The 19,955-nt window shown below is 40.6% G+C and carries 18 protein-coding genes; 8 read left to right on the forward strand and 10 right to left on the reverse strand.

Annotation, left to right across the window (positions count from 1 at the left end):
* Positions 1-2: 2 nt before the first annotated feature.
* The 7 genes from JOC33_RS04810 to JOC33_RS04840 all read right to left on the reverse strand — a co-directional run bounded on the left by JOC33_RS04810 (position 3) and on the right by JOC33_RS04840 (position 7,060).
* Positions 3-851: an energy-coupling factor ABC transporter ATP-binding protein gene (locus tag JOC33_RS04810; protein ID WP_205091306.1), complete on the reverse strand. Its 849-nt coding sequence runs from the start codon at positions 849-851 to the stop codon at positions 3-5.
* Complete coding sequence (locus JOC33_RS04815; RefSeq protein ID WP_205091307.1) at positions 851-1,744, reverse strand: CbiQ family ECF transporter T component; 894 nt, start codon at positions 1,742-1,744, stop codon at positions 851-853. Before JOC33_RS04815 ends, JOC33_RS04810 begins: the two co-directional genes overlap by 1 nt.
* Before the next feature lie 33 nt (positions 1,745-1,777).
* Entirely contained in the window at positions 1,778-2,866 is a 1,089-nt protein-coding gene (locus tag JOC33_RS04820) for a substrate-binding domain-containing protein (RefSeq protein ID WP_205091308.1), read from the reverse strand.
* Between the two features lie 171 nt (positions 2,867-3,037).
* A complete protein-coding gene (locus JOC33_RS04825; protein WP_205091309.1) occupies positions 3,038-3,820 on the reverse strand; it encodes a fumarylacetoacetate hydrolase family protein in 783 nt (260 codons plus the stop codon).
* A 180-nt stretch (positions 3,821-4,000) separates the two neighbouring features.
* Positions 4,001-4,618 (reverse strand): hypothetical protein, encoded by a 618-nt coding sequence (locus tag JOC33_RS04830; RefSeq protein ID WP_205091310.1) that lies wholly within the window; start codon positions 4,616-4,618, stop codon positions 4,001-4,003.
* A gap of 457 nt (positions 4,619-5,075) precedes the next feature.
* Positions 5,076-5,987 (reverse strand): branched-chain amino acid transaminase, encoded by a 912-nt coding sequence (locus JOC33_RS04835; RefSeq protein ID WP_205091311.1) that lies wholly within the window; start codon positions 5,985-5,987, stop codon positions 5,076-5,078.
* 71 nt (positions 5,988-6,058) lie between these two features.
* A complete protein-coding gene (locus tag JOC33_RS04840) occupies positions 6,059-7,060 on the reverse strand; it encodes a DUF3231 family protein (protein ID WP_205091312.1) in 1,002 nt (333 codons plus the stop codon).
* A 372-nt stretch (positions 7,061-7,432) separates the two neighbouring features.
* On the opposite strand from JOC33_RS04840, the gene JOC33_RS04845 reads away from it, so the two are divergent.
* The 8 genes from JOC33_RS04845 (at position 7,433) to JOC33_RS04880 (ending at position 14,918) form a co-directional block, all read left to right on the forward strand.
* A complete protein-coding gene (locus JOC33_RS04845) occupies positions 7,433-8,176 on the forward strand; it encodes a C40 family peptidase (RefSeq protein WP_205091313.1) in 744 nt (247 codons plus the stop codon).
* 148 nt (positions 8,177-8,324) lie between these two features.
* Complete coding sequence (gene dcuS, locus JOC33_RS04850) at positions 8,325-9,914, forward strand: DcuS/MalK family sensor histidine kinase (protein ID WP_205091314.1); 1,590 nt, start codon at positions 8,325-8,327, stop codon at positions 9,912-9,914.
* 12 nt (positions 9,915-9,926) lie between these two features.
* Positions 9,927-10,643, forward strand: coding sequence for a response regulator (locus JOC33_RS04855; RefSeq protein WP_205091316.1), 717 nt, complete (start codon positions 9,927-9,929; stop codon positions 10,641-10,643).
* 139 nt (positions 10,644-10,782) lie between these two features.
* Positions 10,783-12,111, forward strand: a complete 1,329-nt coding sequence (locus JOC33_RS04860; protein ID WP_205091317.1) for a 2-hydroxycarboxylate transporter family protein — start codon at positions 10,783-10,785, stop codon at positions 12,109-12,111.
* A gap of 131 nt (positions 12,112-12,242) precedes the next feature.
* Positions 12,243-13,157: an AEC family transporter gene (locus JOC33_RS04865; protein WP_205091318.1), complete on the forward strand. Its 915-nt coding sequence runs from the start codon at positions 12,243-12,245 to the stop codon at positions 13,155-13,157.
* 121 nt (positions 13,158-13,278) lie between these two features.
* Complete coding sequence (locus JOC33_RS04870) at positions 13,279-13,548, forward strand: hypothetical protein (RefSeq protein ID WP_205091319.1); 270 nt, start codon at positions 13,279-13,281, stop codon at positions 13,546-13,548.
* A gap of 173 nt (positions 13,549-13,721) precedes the next feature.
* The gene (locus JOC33_RS04875) at positions 13,722-14,303 is read left to right on the forward strand and encodes a TIGR00730 family Rossman fold protein (protein ID WP_205091320.1); all 582 of its coding nucleotides are present in this window, start codon (positions 13,722-13,724) and stop codon (positions 14,301-14,303) included.
* Between the two features lie 216 nt (positions 14,304-14,519).
* Entirely contained in the window at positions 14,520-14,918 is a 399-nt protein-coding gene (locus tag JOC33_RS04880) for a (deoxy)nucleoside triphosphate pyrophosphohydrolase (RefSeq protein WP_205091321.1), read from the forward strand.
* 15 nt (positions 14,919-14,933) lie between these two features.
* On the opposite strand, the gene JOC33_RS04885 is transcribed toward JOC33_RS04880, so the two are convergent.
* The 3 genes from JOC33_RS04885 to JOC33_RS04895 all read right to left on the reverse strand — a co-directional run bounded on the left by JOC33_RS04885 (position 14,934) and on the right by JOC33_RS04895 (position 19,928).
* Positions 14,934-17,747, reverse strand: a complete 2,814-nt coding sequence (locus tag JOC33_RS04885; RefSeq protein WP_205091322.1) for a DEAD/DEAH box helicase — start codon at positions 17,745-17,747, stop codon at positions 14,934-14,936.
* A 127-nt stretch (positions 17,748-17,874) separates the two neighbouring features.
* On the reverse strand, positions 17,875-19,083 hold the full coding sequence (locus JOC33_RS04890; RefSeq protein ID WP_239533974.1) for a M14 family zinc carboxypeptidase: 1,209 nt from the start codon (positions 19,081-19,083) through the stop codon (positions 17,875-17,877).
* A 353-nt stretch (positions 19,084-19,436) separates the two neighbouring features.
* Entirely contained in the window at positions 19,437-19,928 is a 492-nt protein-coding gene (locus JOC33_RS04895) for a DinB family protein (protein WP_205091553.1), read from the reverse strand.
* Positions 19,929-19,955: the final 27 nt, after the last annotated feature.

The raw sequence follows: 19,955 nt of genomic DNA on the forward strand, positions 1-19,955 counted from the left end.
AGTTATTTGTAGGCGCTTTCAAAGACTTCAATAGATTCCTCTACTGTCGTGGACAATTTCAACTTCTGTCCGAACTGTTGATTGTATCTTGCCAGGAATTCGGTGACCTGAGGTGCATGCAGGGTCAAATCATGAAGCATTTCTACATTTGTAAAAACTTCCTCTGAAGGTGCGAACATTCTGATTTCACCTTCACTAAGCACCAGTACTTTGTCGCAGTAAGCGGCAATCCGCTCTACTTCATGGTCGATGATGATGCCGGTCATTCCGTATTCCTTCAAGTTCTTCAACACATCGTACACTTCGTTTTTACCTTTTGGATCCAGCATGGACGTAGGCTCGTCCATAATCATGATGGTTGGTCTCATCGCAAGCACAGAAGCGATCGCCAGGCGTTGCTGCTGTCCGCCAGATAAAGCAAGCGGGCTTCTTTTTTCAAATCCGACCAGTCCTACCTGCTCAAGGGCATCCTTAATTCTGATGAGCATCTCATCTCGTGGGACGCCGAGATTCCCCATTCCGAAAGCGATCTCCTCTTCAATCGTCATTTGGCTCAGCTGATTTTCCGGCTCCTGGAAAACAAAGCCGACCTGCTCGGACATTTTGGCGACGTTGCTTTCACTGACATCTTCTCCGTTGACGCGGACCGTGCCTTCCATTTCACCGTTGATGACCTGTGGAACCAGGCCGTTTACACACATGGCAAGCGTCGACTTGCCTGCACCTGTCGGACCGATTATTCCAAGGATTTCCCCATGGTTGACTGAAAAATTAACATCCTTCAATACTGGAGCTTCTTCATCTGGATAAGTGAATGTCAGGTTTGATACTTCAATAGCTTTTTTAGCCATTAATTAGCCCCTCCGATCTTTCCTTGAAGTTGTTTATACAGGAACTTGACGATCATAAAACCGAACACGATCCAAGTTCCAATTAGCGAGTAAGTTAAGAGGGCGTCAGTTGTCAGATGCAGCGACCCCATGGCAAACAACTTCACATAGATTTCGAAAGCCAGAATCGCCAGCATTCCAATCAAGAACGAATAGTCGAGAGAACCAATCCTTGTTTCACGTAAACTGGTTTTTGTTCCTTTCCGGCTGAATGCGCGGCATTCCAGCACATAAGACAGCTGATGTACCTTCATAAAGGTGATAATGAATAACGGAGCAAACATTGGCACGAGATTTTTCACCCGCTGGATAATACTCCCTTTAACATCCAGGCATCTTGCCTGCTGGGCTTCCATAACAATCTTCGCCTCTCGCGCGATGATTGGGATGATCTGGAAGGTAGATAACAAGATAAACGCAAACGAGTGAGGGACTTTCCACTTCACTAGTGCTGATGCCATATCAGAAGGGTGGGTCGTCATGACGAACAGTACAGCAGCTGTACCGATCACCAATATCCGAAACGACATTACAGAAGCATAAACCATTGATTCATACTTGAAGGTCAACCCTCCAAATATTTCAAAAACGGGAGTGACACCGATAGGGTTGTAAATCCCGTGAACTGTCATGATTAACACAGCAAATAGCAATAAGAATTGAATCGAAACGAGATAAGGCTTGACCACTTTTGCCAACAGCACTAGCGGAAACAGTGCAACGAGGAGCAATAATTGAAGTGCCGGATCGTTAAGTATGAACGAACTGATGACGACAAATATTACAAAAATCATTTTCGTCCGTGGGTCCAGACTATGAATCAAGCTATCTTTCGGCATGTATAAACTATTCACGTATCTTCCTCCTTTTCCCTGGTTAAGGGTATGCTAGGACTTTACAGCTTTCTTTATTCTCTGAGTCGATCCACGTTCCACCAATGTTGGCTGGAATGTGATGCTTTCTTTGAAGTTCTTGCCATCTTTTACAATCTGAACTGCAAGTTCCACTGTTTTTTCCCCCATTTGTGCGATAGGCGTCCGAATTGTAGTTAACTCTGGAAACACAATCTCAGCAAATTGGGAATCATCAAAGCCGATTACGGAGAGATCTTCCGGAATACGCAGCCCCAGTTCCCTTGCTGCCTTATACACCCCGACTGCTATTGCATCGTTTGCTGCAAAGATAGCAGTCGGTCTATCTTCCTCAGCAAGCAATTTTTTCCCTTTTTCAAATCCACTGTCAATTTTAAACTCATCCAGCTCGATATACGTCGGGTTGGAAGTAATCCCGTTATCCTCCAGGGCTGCCAGATAACCCCTTTGACGTTCAATCGTCGAATAGGAATCAGGCTGGCCGCCGATATAGCCAATTCTTTCATGGCCCAGATCAATCAAATGGCGAGTAGCCGTGTAGCTTCCTTCAAAGTTATCGACGAGCACCTCATCCAGACGGACATTTTTCACTTTACTCCCAAGGATGATGATAGGGAGATCTGGTCTTGACTTCATTACTTCCCTTACGTTCATGTCATTGGTTTCTGGCGTGGAAAATATGATGCCATCAATCCCTTTTCTGATCAGAAAATTCAGGTATTCAGATTCCTTTTCCAAATCATTATCCGTGTTGCAGAGAATGACATTGAAGCCAAGCTTGTGAGCCTTATCTTCAATCGCCCGAGTCAATTCCCCATAAAAAATGTTCTTTATATCCGGGATAATCAAACCAAACGTCTGTGTCTGCTTTTTGATCATAGCAGTCGCTACCATGTTTTTTTGGAACTTCAATTCTTCAACTGCTTTATTGACTCTTTCCTTTACATTGGCGCTTGTGTAACCACTGTTATTCAGCACCCTGGAAACTGTTGATATAGAAACATTTGCCGCTTTAGCAACATCTTTGATTGTTACCACTTGTCCCACTTCCCTACCTTTGATGTGGAAACGTTTCCCTATAGTGACAGGAGAACCATTCAACACATGAGGTTCCTCCTTGTTGAAAACGCTTGCCTGATACTATCATTATACGTTTACCGACCTTTGCTTGCAATAATTTTCTGAAAATTGTTACGCTTATTGCATTTAAAAACTGCATTGGAATACTGAGAAAATGTGGAAACGTTTTTACATAAAGGCGGAAAACAGGAAGCTTTAAACTTGGGACGGCTGTTTTATCTTCACTACCTTGTTCTTCAATGAACCGATTCCGGCAATTTTACATTCGATTTCATCATTTTCTTTCAGAAACTCTGCACCGACAGGGCTTCCAGTAAGAATCACATCCCCTGGTTTCAGGGTCATTACATTACTTAAGTAAGCAATCATTCTCTGGGTAGTGACAATCATGAGGTTTGTCGGGCTGTCCTGCTTTTTCTCACCATTATGCACTGCCTGAATCTCTGCGCTATCTGCATCAAACTCTGTTTCGATCACTGGGCCAAGAGGCGTGAAGGTATCGAATGATTTCCCAAGCGTCCAGTGGCCGTCTTCATGAAAATATTGCGGTGCAGTGACATCATTAGCAACCGTATATCCAAATATATAGTCGAATACTTCCTCTTCGCGGATAGAAGCTGCTTCCTTACCAATCACGACGGCAAGCTCTGACTCAAATTTCACTTCATCAATTGTTTCTGGTAGTTGTATCGACTCACCAGGCCCGATTACAGAAGAGTTCGGCTTAAAGAAAAAAACCGGCATATCTGGTCCCTTTTCAGGAAGGTCTTCCTTTTTCGCAACGTAGTTGGCTCCAATGCCAATCACCTGATTCGGTTCAAGAGGCGCTGCCAAGTCAACTTCTTCCTGTGAGAAATGTTCACCGGTATAATCCCACTTATGAAACATATTCCCGCTAATTTCTTTAATTTCACCGTCGGTTAAAATCCCCTGCCTGAGTTGTTGTTGATGTTTATCCTTGAAACGTACAAATTTCACTGACTTCCACTCCTTATTGGTTAATGGAAAAAGGCCAAAAACCTATTTGACCTTTTTCCTTTTCCATTGAGCACTCTTGCTTGTATATACACCAAATTTTGTTATAAAATTATACTTGAGCAATAAGAGAGCATCGATCAACAACTCCCCTAAAAAGTTTGTTGATTTGATGTTCTTTTTTTATGCAGAAATCTTCTTACTCGCGTTCTTCTTATTTGTCATACCGATTTTCTCCCTGATATCTTTTGCATTAGGCAAGTATCGGACTGGGAAGATTTTCAGAATCATCCACACAATCCAGAACGTCAATACCTTGTCTGCAACTGTACCTGGAAGATTGGCGATGAACGCCGCGTTAAAGATTTCCTGCCCAGAAGCAATCAGTCCTGCTGTAAGTACGTCGACCGTATGTCCTGAGAATCCACCAAATACATAAACAGAAATGACTGTTGCAAGTGCGGAAGCGACTATACCAGTGACAGCACCTGAAGCAACAACCTTCCACCCTTTCTTGAACCAGCCCTTCTTGTAAAAGAAGTAGGATAAAAAGGCAACAAGTATTCCAACTAAAGCAAACGGGATATATGTCCAGCGAACAATAAGAGCTAAGATGACATTAGTCATCAGGGCGGTTGCAGCACCCCATAACGGTCCAAGAACGATTGCATTCAAGACAGTACCAATATTATTCAGGAATAATGGTAGCTTCAGCATCTCTACGATCGAGTTGGCTACCCAGTTGAGGGCTATCCCTGCTGGAATCATAGCCACGATGAAACTGGAATTCTTTTTCAACATGATTGAATTAAACCTCCTTTATTAATATCGCTAACGGTTGACGGTCAGGTCAGCAGCCCACCTCCTCTATGTAATGAACTTAATCTCCTTTTACCAACAGTTCTCACCTGTCTAAAGGCTTGTACACTGCATGTAAAAACGTTTCCACATTAAGGTAAAAAATATTGCCTTCTCTCAGGAAAACGCTTTCTTAAAGAGAATTATACCGATAGCAAGTCTCAATTTCAACAATATTTTGAAAATTATTGTCGATTTATACCCACTTTGTTATTTAATAAAACCTGTTTTTGGTTGATACGGCCAAAGATATAAAGCTATATGTGCTTATGAAGTAATCTATATAACAACAAAAAAATGAACCAAAAGAATTCGGTCCATCTCCTTATCATGATCTATTATTTTCCATATTCACCCCATAGATTATCCTATTCTGCGACTAAAATATGGAATCGTTTTTCTAATCCTCATAAACCGGAAAAGTATAACTCTCGTAAATAGAAATCTCCCTTCTCACCAATTGGTCATATATACGCTGGATACGGGTAGTAACTGGTCCAGGCTCACCGTCACCAATTTGCCTGCGATCGACTTCAACTACAGGTTTGATGCCTACAGCTGTTCCTGTAAAAAACACTTCATCAGCCTCATAGACTTCCACCCTTGTAAAACTCTGCTCTACTACTGTCATTCCAAGCTCTTTTCCAGCAATCTGCATTGCTGTATCCCGCGTAATCCCTGGCAATATATCATCCGATATCGGTGGAGTGACAACAAAGTCCCCCCTCACAATAAAGATGTTTTCGGCAGCTCCTTCACAGACATTTCCCTCTGCTGTTAAAAAAATCGCTTCATCAAACCCATTCATATCTGATTCATGAATGGCAAGCGCTGAATTTAAATAGCCAGCTGTCGGTTTCACTTGCGGTGGAATCATATTGCTGCCAATTCGCGTCCAGGAAGAGATGCATGTCCGTAAGGCGGGTTTAGGCTCATATTCCGTAAAAACAAGATAAATGGCCAGATGATTGAAGGGGTCATTCAAATCTGGCCGCAATGTGTTTGTCCCTTTAAAACAAATTGGCCGAATATAAACATCCTGTTTCACCTTATTTATGATTAGCAACTGCTTTATAATTTCTGCTAGTTCCTCTACTCGATAAGGGATTGGAATAAATAGAACCCTTCCGGAATGATGAAACCTGTTCAAGTGATCTTCCAGGCGGAAAACAAACAATTGCTGCTGTTCCTCGTTCCAGAAACCCCTGATACCCTCGAAACATCCCAAGCCATAATTTAAACCTTTGTTTTTAACGTTGACCGTCGTCGCCCGTTCATCAATAAACCGGCCATTATCAAACATGTAGACCATAGGATCCCACCTTAGTCCTTTATACAACTATATGTATAAACAGGTGGCATATACGTCATCTCACATTATAATTAATTGGTTGTCAATGAATCACGGTCTACTGCCTGAGGAGGCTGTTCCATCCATCCATGATCGATCATGATATTTGCTCCGTCTTCCACATAAGCCCCTAAATCCCCGAGGAATTTGCCATACATAGCTCCCAAATCCCTTCTTCCATTCAGGGAGATGGCGTTTCCATAGGATCTAACTTTCATGGAAAACATGTCGATCTTGTGAGCTAACATTAATTTATCTGAATAAGGCGGTGTAATAGAAGTTGTCACTAAGTGGTCCAATAGTGACGGTGCCGGCAAATTATCATCGTTCAGCTTCTGGGTATTCACCTCTATATGTTTATCTGTAATCTTTTTTCCTCTGATAAAATAGTTTTTAATCCGTTTATCTACTGCTGTTTGACTGAAAGCAATCAATAACGCTTTGCTGGTGATATTGTTATCGATATTATCGTACAAATGTGTAATTTCAAGGGCATGTAAGGGTCTTGTTTCCCCCATAAAACCTTTAAGATAACTTTGTTTTTTGACAAAATCCACTTTTTGCGGTGGTGGAATCGGAGCAGGGTCCATTAAATTCCCTCTGCTCAGTATCACATTATTGATATCAGAAATAAGGTTTGCTGTCGCTTCGGAGGTGTGAATAAAAAATTGTCTGATATCTTTTCGTGACATTAAAGGAATAGCAATGGAATAAATGCTTAATCCCGCTTTGCACGTATAACGCAGATAATGGAGATAATACTGATCCGAAAAAAGCCGTGGTGCAGCTAAATCTACGTCTGCATTTGTAAAGCCAACAGGGTGTGGGATATTTTCCTTCTTGAAAATATCAGTGATTTTGTTCATCAGTTTATCACTTAAGTTGTAAGCGTTCCTGACGACCCTTTCAATATTTTTATCCTCCACATGCTGAAGGTAATGACCAAGAATGCATTTTCCCATTGAATTCCCCATATAAGACACCCAAAGTTTCCCTAATTCCGCTGCAGTCAATGGTTTTTCATTAGTGAACATGAACCTACCTCCACATTAATTTCCCTTAGTGTATCTTTCTTAGAAATTTTCATTCCTCTGTCACTAATATAAAGTAATTTTTCCCAAACAACTCTTGGCACCCCAGGAGAACCAGAATCTGGTTCTCCTGGGGTGCCATTATTCTGTAAAAAAGTTAATATCTTAGCTTAATGTGGATGCAACCTCTTTACAGGATTTCTCTGTTAGACTGGAAATTGGTTTGAATAAAGGTGATTCTTTAATTATTCATTCGGCCAAACATTGCTGGAAAAATTCAAAAAAGCAGACTTCTATCTATTTAAGCACTTCACCTTTTTTTAAACTGAAAGCCCACATTCTATCTAGGAATTGACATCCTAAGGAGGCATTCCCATGTACAACTCAAAAAATTCTGCACGAAAATATGTGATTTCATCTGCGTTAATAGCATCGCTGGCATTTTCCCCCGCTGTAAACGAAAGGGTATTTGCCAAGGTTGATTCCGAATCAATTCCACAGGAAGAATCAAGTAAATCTACTGTAGAGCATATGGAACTATGGGATACCGGGCAAGAGGTAACCTCATTACAATCTGACTTGAAAGAACTCGGTTATTATACTTACCACCTTGATGGAAGTTTTGGCCCGATTACAGAAGCTGCCGTTAAAGCATTTCAATCTGATCAGGGACTTAAAGTAGACGGCTTAGCCGGCCCTAAAACAATGGCTGCATTGGATGACATAACCAGTGATTCCAACGAAACTGAAACAGCTTCTCAATCTGAAATAGTTTCTACCGCAAAAAGTCTGATTGGTACACCATATGTCTGGGGAGGGACAACACCAGAAGGGTTTGACAGTAGTGGTTTCATCCAATATGTCTTTGCACAGACTGGTATTGATCTATCCAGAACAGAGCGGGATATGTGGAAATATGATGGGGTAACTGTTGATTCTCCAAGCATAGGAGACGTTGTTTTTTTCGAAGGAACATATGATGTAAACGGGGCTTCCCACAGCGGAATTTATATCGGTGACAATAAAATCATTCACGCAGGAAGCGATGGAGTGGAAATCACCGATTTAAACTATGACTATTGGCAAAACCATTATTTAGGAGTAAAATCGTTCGATTAGTTCAAACAACGTGACAGTGCATAATAAGAGGCACCCCGGGAGAACCAGATTCTGGTTCTCCCGGGGTGCCATTTTTTTGTAAACCATATGATTCGTCTTCCAATTGCATTAAAATATAAGACACCGACTTTTACAGGGAGATGAGCAAATGCCCCGCCCCCGCTTCAGATTAAGTACAGTCATTATGTTTTTTGTATGTGTGGTAGTTTTGCTTTCATTACTAATTACTGACCTGCTGATTACTGATACTACCAGTGAGAACATTGAACAACAATTAGAAGAAAAGGCTCAAATTGTTTCTCGTACTGTTGCAGAATCGAGCATAGTAAAGCAAGGTCTCGAAAATAAAAGAGCCGACCAGGATATCCAGGAATATGCGATGACAATCCAAAAAGCAGCCGATGTGATGTTTGTTGTGGTAATGGATATGAACGGTATCCGCAAATCCCACCCAGAACCTGAGCGTATTGGGAATCACTTTGTGGGTGGCGATGAAAAAGCAGTACTTCAAGGTAAAGAATATACGTCCATTTCCACCGGGACATTAGGAAAATCATTACGTGCGTTTACACCAATATATGATGATACGAACAACCAGATTGGGGCTGTTGCAGTCGGTATATCACTACAGGCGGTTGAAACCTCCATCAAACAAAGTCAAAAGCAGATTTTTATAGGATCTATTATTGGTATATTAGTCGGCATCATTGGAGCATTCTTTTTGGCTCGATACATTAAGAATAGCCTGTTTGGCCTTGAACCATTTGAAATTGGAAGGATTCATGAAGAACGAAACCAAATGCTCCAATCCGTTCACGAAGGCATTATTGCAATAGATAAAGATGCCACCATCGTCTTGGTTAACAAATCTGCACAGACCATCTTAAAAAAAGCCGGTTTGATGAACAAGGAACCGACCGGGATGAATATTAATGAATTTTTACCTGGCACGATGTTAAATCGCGTACTTGAAAAGAAAGAACAGGAGCTTGATAAAGAACAAACTATAAATGGCGTTTCTATTATCACCAATAGAGTTCCTCTTATTGTAAATGACCAAGTGATTGGTGCCATCGCGACCTTCCGTGATAAGACCGAAGTCAATCAATTGGCAGAACAGCTGACAGGTGTGCAAATGTATGCTGATACATTGCGCTCTCAATCCCATGAGTTCATGAACCAGATGCATGTGCTGTTAGGTATGATTAAAATGAAAGAGTACGATAAGGTAACAAATTTCATTACGAAACTGGTGGATCATCAGGTCCATGAGGTGCGGAATGTAACAAAATTTATCAAGGACCCTGCTTTTGCAGGCTTTATTATAGGAAAAATAAGTTACGCAAGAGAATCTAGTGTACATCTGGATTTAGTTTGTGAGACAGAAATTCCAGCTCCCAATGATCCTTCCCAAACCCATGAGTTGATAACTATCCTTGGCAATATTGTTGATAATGCCATCGAAAGTGTTGCTGACAGTACGAAAAAGGAAATTCATTTGCGTCTGTCCTATATTGATGGCCTGTTAACGATGGTAGTCGAAGATACTGGAACCGGTATCCTGACACAAAATCATGAAGATATATTTAAGAAAGGTGTTTCCACAAAAGAAGGAAGCCATCGGGGGTTTGGCTTATTTCTCGCCAAAGCAAGTGTAGATAATATGGAGGGAACGATTGAAATCGACTCTTCCTCCGAAAAAGGAACGATTTTCACTATAATCATTCCATACGAATAAGGAGGTGTTCCATTGATCAAAATTTTAATCGTTGAGGATGACCCGATGGTAGCGTCTTTAAACCAACGGTATGCTGAAAAGATGGAAGGATTCACAATCACAGGTATTGCGGCTAACACAGAAGAAGCACTCCAATACCTTGCTGAAACAAAAATCGATCTTATACTATTGGATGTTTATATGCCAGGTCAAAACGGGATAGATTTTCTTAACATAGTACGGAAAGAAAACGAAGATGTCGATGTTATTCTGATAACAGCCGCATCGGACATACACCAGATTCAACAGACTCTGCGGCTCGGAGCTGTCGATTATCTCATTAAACCTTTTGAGTTTGATCGTTTCGAAAAGGCACTTTCCCAATACAGAGCCCATTATAAGAAATTAACTACGGCAGAAAACATAAGCCAAAAAGAGTTAGATACTATTCTGCATCATAAGAATCCTGCCAATAAACCAGAAAGCAATTGGAATGAGCTGCCAAAAGGGCTTACCAAAAACACCTTGAAAACGATTCACGATATTATTCTTACCATTAATAACGAAACTTTTTCCACGGAAGATATAGCGGAGGCCTCCAATATATCAAGGGTTTCTGTCAGGAAGTATTTGAAATTCCTGGCTGAAATCGATTATTTGGAAGAAGACCTCGTTTATGGCGTCGGACGACCAATCTATCAATACACCATAAACACGGCGAACGTAGATATGATCTCTCGTTTCTTTTAAAGCAACCAATTTGGTTGCTTTTTTTAATTACAATAATAAAAATACTTTCGTAACATGTGAAAGTTATGTGAATTTTCTTAAGATGAAGAATATCACTTGTAAGCGGTTTCTGTGAAAATTTTTTTGAGGAGTGTAATTAATGGGAGAAACGGCAAGACAAATGACTCACGATCGTACAGAAAAAGATTCTGTTCAAGAAGCCAGTACTGTATCGAAGGGGATCCAAATATTTAGTATGCCGGTGCTTTGGTTCGGATTTTTTGCTGCTATAACCATTATCAGCCTATATACCGGTAATTTACCCGGAGGTATGATTGGTAGTTTGTTATTAATGATAGTGTTTGGTGAGCTGCTTGGTTGGATTGGCGACCACACCCCTATAGTTAAGACATTTCTTGGCGGCGGTGCAATAGTAGCCATTTTTGGAGCTGCATTCATGGTGTATGCAGGGCTCTTGCCCGATGCTTCAATTACTACAATGACCCAGTTCATGAAAGACGGGGGTTTTCTGAATTTCTACATTGCTGCATTGATTACAGGTAGTATACTAGGTATGAATAAGAGAATTCTTATGAAGGTAGGTTTGCGTTACTTCGTGCCGATTATCGGAGCAGTTGTAGGGGCTATGGTAATTGCCGGCTTCTTAGGTTCCTTGGCCGGTTTTTCCCTGCGAGATGCAGTACTTGTGATTACGATGCCTATCATGGGCGGTGGCATGGGAGCTGGTGCCGTTCCTATGAGCCAGATTTATTCCGAAATGATGGGAAATGATCCAAGCTATTATATTTCCATTTTAGTCCCGGCACTTGCGCTAGGAAACGTATTTGCTATTATCCTTGCAAGCATTTTAAATATGCTTGGGAATAAAATTCCATCTCTGACAGGGAATGGTCAACTGGTAAGAGGTTTCAGTTACAAGGAAGAAAAGCAGACCTATGACATTCAAAAAATGGGGATAGGGCTGCTCGCTGCTATTACCTTCTTTGCCATCGGGGGATTACTTGGAGATTTCATTCCCCTTCACCCCTACGCATTGATGATTATTGTAGTAGCCATTGCAAAAATCGCTGATATCATACCAAAAAATGTCATTGATGGAGCAAGCCAGTGGTACAAATTCGTTGCCAATAACTGGACACTTGCCCTCCTGTTCGGAATCGGAATTGCTTATACGGACTTGAATACCGTTCTGGAAGCGTTGACCCTTCCATATATTCTGACCGTTTTCGGTGTTGTTCTTGGTGCCATTCTCGGTGCAGGAATACTTGGAAAGCTTGTAGGTTTTTACCCTATTGAAGCAGCTATCACCGCCGGTCTGTGTATGGCGAATATGGGAGGTACAGGGGATGTGGCTGTACTTTCAGCTTCAAGAAGAATGGAATTGATGCCATTTGCGCAAATTTCCTCTCGCCTCGGCGGAGCGTTGATTTTATTGCTGGCAGGCTTGATTATACCTCTATTTAGCTAGCATTAGGCAAATTAGTATACGATTAAGCAAATTTGATGTTTAATTAATGGAAGTACTCTTGATAACGGAGTGGCTGTCTTTGGAAATCTTCAAGGACAGCTATTTCTATTTATAAAAACGTGGTGAAATATATGGAAGTTATTTTAATAGTACTACCGGCATTTATCATCTTTGGGATTGGATATATTGGACAAAAGAAAATTGGCTTTGATAGAAATTCCATTTCTACTGCTGCCTTGTATTTAATGTACCCTTTCCTTGCATTCGAGACATTTTATACAAACCCTGTAACGATTGACTACTTTTACATCCTTATCTTCTGTTTATTATTGATGGTCATATTGATCACTTTGGTAAACGTCATAGCTAAACTCCAAAGCCAGTCAAAATCCAAGTCGTCGGCACTGATGCTGGCCAGTGTGTTTATGAATAGCGGAAACTATGGTGTACCGATTATTTTATTCGCCTATGGAGAAGCAGGAGCAGATTTTGCCATCATCATGATGGTCATCCAATCATTATTGATGAATACAGTGGGGCTCTACTATGCGGCAAAAGGAAGCAGCACGGCTGATTATAGTGTGAAAGATTCGCTTATTAAAATCGGAAAAATGCCGATCAACTATGCAGTAATACTTGGATTGTCCACGCAATTTATTGATATAAAGCTACCTGAATTTCTTATGCAGGCAGTAAATATGGTCGCAGATGCTACCATACCCACTATCATGCTGGTACTGGGTATGCAGCTGGCGACACTGACCAGGAGTGTCGTCAACTGGAAAGAGGTGTCCACTATCTTTTCTATTCGTTTGGTTGTTTCACCAATATTAGCTTTTCTGCTGACCATGATGCTGGATTTGAATGCCATGTTATCGAGTATTCTAATTGTCCTTGCTGCTATGCCGACAGCAGCCAATACCACCATGTACTCCCTACAATTTGATACAGAACCGCAACTCGTATCCTATAGTACATTCGTGACAACGCTCGCAAGTCTAGTTACCGTCCCTATTATGCTTTGGATTGTCGGTGCAGTCTCCTGATCCTTTCCCCGGAAACAGCAACCCTGTTGTTCCGGGGTTTTTAGGTTTACCTGTTATATGTCTCTTATAATGCCGGATTGTCTGTTTTCTTCATTTGAAGAACAGCCTTCAGCAAGTCGCGGTGCTGACCCTGTTTGTCCCCATCCTACAGCCGAAAATGAACCACTTTTCAGAAATTGTTCAAACGATTGTTCAATCAGGATCGTCCTCTCATGAAAAAGTCAAGACACTTCTGTATGAAGGCTACCAAAGTGACTTTTTCTCATTTGTAATCGCTGTTTTTCCGGATATGGGTGCAGTATTTACAGAAGATCACAATGAAAAGCTAAAGGGCATCCAGCAAAGGACAACTGATTACAATACCCAAGCACCTTCTACTTTTGCTTCCTAAAAACACCCCTGGGGTGCCTAATATTTGGAAATCCTGCTCCAGTACAAAGCCGTCCACTAGTTCTATTTCGTCCAAAACAGTCAGTAATTGAAAAGAAGTTTATTCTTACAGGTTTTGTTGCATAGAAAGAAGAATAGAATATATGGGAGACGTATTTTAAGGAGGCGGATGAAGTGGAAAAAATGGCAGTGTTCTGTGGTTCCAGGAGTGGAGCATCTGAAGTTTATGAACAAGGCGCTGCATTACTTGGAAAAGAAATGGCAAAAAGAAATATAACGCTTGTCTACGGAGGATCCAGCATAGGCATCATGGGAGCAATTGCAAGTACAGTTATGGAGAATGGAGGACAAGCCATTGGTGTAATGCCAGACTTTTTGGATAAGAAAGAACGGACGAATCAAAACTTAACCGAGTTAATCGTTGTAGAATCCATGCATGACAGAAAAGCCAAAATGGCCGAACTTGCAGATGGATTTCTTGTTTTACCAGGCGGGGCCGGAACACTGGAAGAATTCTTTGAAATTTTCACCTGGGCACAGTTAGGATTACATGAAAAACCCTTTGGACTCTTCAACATAAACAACTACTATACCCCTCTTATCGAATTATTCAACCATATGGCAAAAGAAAAATTTCTAGACGAAAAACATCGTTCCATGGCAATTGTCGATAATGACCCTGCTCAATTACTGGACAGACTTGGTGGATTTGAACCGCCTAAAATAAATACCACTATATCTGAGGAGCAGACGTAAGAAAAAATGTGTTGGAACAAAAACTTACCCAAATAAAATACGATCGATATATACCATTTAAATTTTGTGTTCAGAAATCAACGTTTTAGCGGCTCTGTCCACATCCTTTGCTTTTTTCGGTGGGGACACCTCTGCTTCCTCCAAAAGGTAACTGTCTTTCCCCCAGAAATCTATATGATATCATTAGTTTAGACTTTTGGAGAAAGGATTGTTCTCATGAAGAAAAAAGTTAAAGTTGTTGCTGCCATCATCGAAAACAATAAGGATGAAATTCTATGTGCTCTCCGCTCACCGGAAATGCCCATTCCTAATATGTGGGAGTTTCCAGGTGGAAAGGTTGAAGAAGGCGAGGATCTGCAAACGGCAATAGAGCGTGAAATACAGGAAGAGCTTTCTTGCGTAATCAAAGCACAAGAAGTTTTTAATGATAATATTCATGAATACGACTCTTTCATTATTCATTTAATTGCTTTAAAAGCAAACCTTATAGACGGGGAGCCAACTGCGAGTGAACATTCTGAACTTGTATGGCTTAAACGTGATAATTTAAAAACACTAAATTGGGCACCAGCAGATATTCCTGCTGTTGAACAACTAATGGAAGAAAAGGTGTAGATGGCTTTTGTCCAACTACACCTTTTCAGTGAGTTCAACATATAGCTGTTCTGGTACTCGCTGCTCTAATTCCAGTTGCGCCTCAATGGGTTTATTGCCTGAATATGAAATTGTATTTCCTTTCCCGATATAAATAAATGGCTCCCGAATTCCTCTCTCGATTTCTTTGTATTTACGGACAAACAGATGAAGGTTAATACGATTTTCCTCATTTTTGATAATATTTTGTCCGATCGGAGAAGCTTGAGAGGTCTGATTCGGCGTTTCCCACTGAAATTGAATAGGAGTAATAAACTGGTCATTGTAGTTTACACTCTCATCTATGTCCGCATCTTTGTGTAAGTCAACAAATAAAAAGTAATTCCTGTCATTCTTTAAAAGTCCTGAGCCACGAAACGAAGAATGGCTTTTTCTATAATTGGACAGTAAAGCAACCTCGGCCATTGTATATTGTTCATATAATTTAAAATGTGGTCTCCCATAGTTAGCAGCTCCAAACTCCCTTTCATAACGAAACAACCCATATTCAATAACATCAAAGAAATAATCATAATAATCCGGGTTGGACAAGATTGCTTTAAGGACAGAATTTCTTCGTAACACCTCTCCATCCCAATGGAAGAGTTTTGGGACGTCGTTTTTTTCACGAGTATCAAAATAGTCCTGATTCAAAAACTCCATCGAGTGGCGTATATTTTCTTCTGCTACTCCCTCCACCCATTTCAATATCTCCCTTTTTGCTTTCTTTAGGGTTATCGAATCGTGATCAAGTAAGTAATGTATAATGACAAAATCAAACGGACGTTTGATTGGAAGCATTTTGGACAGCCACTTTAAAGATTTTTCAAATAAATCATCTGCCAACAAAAGCTTTAACTCATTATCTTTTTCAGCTTTAGCTATAAAATTCACATACGTATTTTCTTTTCTAATAAACTTGACCGGATCAGGTGCTCCGTCATATTTATAATAGTCCATAAGCCAGAAGGGAACCTTCCCTTGTCTGATTTTTTTAAACTCAAAGTATTGTTCTTTCAGGTATTTGCTTGACATGAATTTTTCTTGATCTATTTGCTCTAGTATCCGTTCGGCTGATATCTTATCCATTTGAATATGGGTAGCACCTGGCAAATGAGCAAAACCAGTCGATATAGCTACTTTGAGGCTTTCTTTATCATAATAACGCTCTCCATTTAAGGCGACGGCTATTAGAAATGCTTTCGTATGATTTCCAATAAAATCGAGTACAGTCAAAAAGTGCTTGTCAGGATATTTGCGCAGACCCCTCCCCAGTTGCTGGATAAAAACAATCGGTGAGTTAGTGGGTCTCAGCATCAGTACCGTATTCACAGAAGGAATATCCACCCCTTCATTAAAAATATCCACAGTAAATATAAATTGCAGGGGGTTAGTCTCATTCTCCAGTTCTTTAATACACTGCCGCCTTACTTCTGAAGAATCGTCACCTGAAAGAAAAGCACTTGGATAGCCTTTTTGATTAAATTGTTCAGCCATAAAACGTGCATGCTCGAGAGTGGCACAAAAGCCAAGCCCTTTGCGCTTTTTGCCATCATGTCCATAGAATTCCATTTTATCAATAATAAAGTCTACTCGCTCATTAATTTGGAGACGCCTGGCAATCTCCTGTACATCATCAATGGAAAGATTACTTAAATCTATTTCATCAATATCTGTAATTCCAAAGTAATGAAACGGGACGACAATGCCATCGTCTAGGGCATCGTGGAGACGCACCTCGAGTGCAACATTTTGATCAAACAAATCAAAGATCGAGTGTCCGTCTCCCCGCTCTGGCGTGGCCGTCATTCCTAACATAAAAACGGGGTCGAAATAGTCGATTACCCTTAGATATGAATCAGCGGTAACGTGGTGTGCCTCATCATAGATGATATAATCAAACTCATGAGGATTAAACCTATGATAATGATTCGATAGAGTGCGAATATTCGCAAAGATATAGTCTGCGTTACTATCTTTTTGAGTCCCAGTCAAAAGTCCAAAAGAAATATCAAACCCATGCATCAGCTTTTCAAATGTTTCCTTTGCTTTTTGGAGGATTTCTTCACGATGTACCACAAACAATAACCGTTTAGGCCTAAAATGTCGCACATCAAAAGCTGACATGTAGGTTTTTCCCGTACCTGTTGCAGCTATTACAAGTGCTTTTTTCTCGCCTATTCCTCTTAACCTATTTAAATTATCCATCGCCCTTCTCTGCATAGAATTAGGAGTTATGTATGCAGCTTTTTCATAAATAAGGCTTTCTTTATTGGTCATTCGCTGCAAATTAAGGAAATATTCCTTATAATCGTGCAAAAATTCCTCTGTTACTTCATTGCTGCGTTTCCATAAAGCCTGAAACTCACTAATTACCTGTTTCATAAAGGCAGTATCCTGTTTGGAAATAATTTCAACATTCCACTCGACGTTACTTTTCAATGCCGATTGCGTGACATTAGACGAACCAATGAACACTTTATAATAGCTCCCATATTCGAAAATATATGCTTTCGTATGAAATCCGATAGTCTGGTCCGTAACAAAAACTTTTAAATCCACATTCTTGAATCCCCTTACCTTTTCTAATGCTTTTGGATCGGTGAAATTTAAGTAAGTTGAAGTTATAATTTGCCCGGATACTCCGCGTTTTTCTGTTGCTTTTAATGCCTCTAGAAGAAGCTGTATTCCACTAAAGTTCATGAATGCTACACTAAAATAGAAACGATCACATGTTTCTAATGATGATGTCAGCTCTTTTAATAGATTAGTTGAATTAGAGTTTAATATAAGCTTTTGTTCTCTTTCCATTTATACTCCCCTAACCATGTCTTTCCTCCTATTGTAACATTTTACACACACTCTCCATGATCTCCCTATATGAATTTTAAAAAACCAGACCTGAATATAACCCAGGTCTGGCTTTCTATAGATTTTCTTATAGACCATAATCCTGATCGCGATCAGTCAATGGTATATCATCATAGCGGTCAGCATCAATTTCATAGACATCTCCTGTTGCTACACCGTTAATGATGCCGTAAACCCCAAGCTCAACTGCCTTTACTAATTGGCCTTTCTTTTTCTGCCCATAGCTCTGTGTCTGACCAGTAACTTCAAATAGCACAGCACCACTTCCGTTAAGGGCGAAAGAGCCTAACGCTGTACCAGGCAGGTCTAAATTTTGCGGATACAGCGATATATTGCCAAATGGGGAATTCCCACGCTGTTGTAGTGCCTCATATGCAGCAACGTTCAATTGTTTAGAAAATTCCTCATTATAAGTATCTGCATACTCACTATATTTCTCCCCTGCTTCACTTTCCGGGTGAGGGACAAATTCAGCGGAGATAGAAAGGGTTACTGGTTCACCGCTCCCTTTGATGTTATAGACGCCTTGATGATGGAGATCAACGAATACATCTACTTTACCGAATTCTTCCATTAAACCCTTATAGACATCGCGGACCGTCTGAGCTTCAGGCGTAATATACCATCCTGGCAAAGAGGAGTTCCCAGGAAAATCCTCGGCTTGTGGAACATAATCTAAATCGGGATTAAAATCCCTGTTCATATCAAAGCCTGGATTGGAGGCATAATCCCAGTATTTATTTGTATAAGTATAGTAGTTCCAGGAAGGCTCAGCCTCACTTAATTGCGGAAAGTCTTCCACCACTTCGCTCCAAGACATATCATTACCACGACGATTCAGTTCGGTTGCATCCGGATTCACCATCGGCATCGCAACAATCGTTACCTCTTCTCTTAACTTTTTCATTTCGGGAGAATTGGAGCCAAGATCCTGCAGTATGTTCAAAAGAGCAGCTGTTCCAGTTTTCTCATTCCCATGGATTTCACTTTGCAAAAGAAGCACTTTATCCCCTGTTCCCACTCTTGCTGTATAGATTTCCCGGCCTTGATTAGAATAGCCGGCAACCTCCACATCGACGACCCCTTGACTGCTATTTTCAATTTGGGTCAGTTTATTGCTCAATTCCTCATGACTGATAAATCCTGAGATGGAGTAGTTTTGGTTGACCGGTGTTCCAGGATTTGTACCTGACGAATCAGCATAGACGGGTGTGACTAATCCTGCAGTCAATACAAGCGAACTGCAAAACATTGCAACTTTCTTCTTTTTACTCAATGAAGGACCTCCTCTTTAATTTCGAGATTGTTATACATAATTCTTTCTTTTTCTCTGGTCTCCTTGTAAAAAAATAAAAACAGACCGATCGCCTCATCAGACTAGGGCATTTTTTCCGGTACAAAGGTAGGTCAGAGCACCCTGCAAAATCAAACGCTGGAAGTGTCTTGCTCACCACCGATATATTGGGCAATCTCGCCGTACGTTATTGTCACGGGGAGGCCTGGCTTAAGGCATCCAGGGGGCAGGTGCTGAATCTAGAGGAAGAACTCTGTAAGTGTTATCCACACCATTTTCTATAATTTTGAGACATAAAAAAGCGCTATCCAATATAATCGGATAGCGCTCTGATTCTATATGTGCTTTTCCGGGGGAATTAAGTCAGTATCTGTAGGCGTATATCCTAATTGACGCGCCCTTGAAACAATTTGCCCTTTATGGTGGAATTCATGCGTCATGGTATGCGTGAACAACCAGAGGGGCGTCAACTGTTCCTCTTCCTCCTGCCAGGAAACTTTCCCTGATATTTTTTGATCAAACCTTCCTTCATAAGTATCCAAGAAGCGAAACACCAACTCATCCACCTCTTTAAAAAGCTTTCTCATTTCTTTAGCATTTCCTACTTTATTCAGGTCGACCATCTGAGCGCTTTCCTTTAACCCGAATTTCCCTAACCAGGAATGATAACATTCCGCGACATGCACATGCAGATTCCTTATAGATCCCCAACCAAAACCCTCTATTTCCTTAACATAATCCTGAGCTTGTATTTGATCACAAAATTGAAAAAGTGACTCTCTGGTATCCTTGATTAACTTATACTGTTCTTTTAATAAATGCATAATAATATCCTCCAATTCTTTGTTCTATGT

Origin of the sequence: Thalassobacillus pellis, assembly GCF_016908295.1 — a bacterium.
Lineage (GTDB): Bacteria > Bacillota > Bacilli > Bacillales > Halobacillaceae > Thalassobacillus > Thalassobacillus pellis.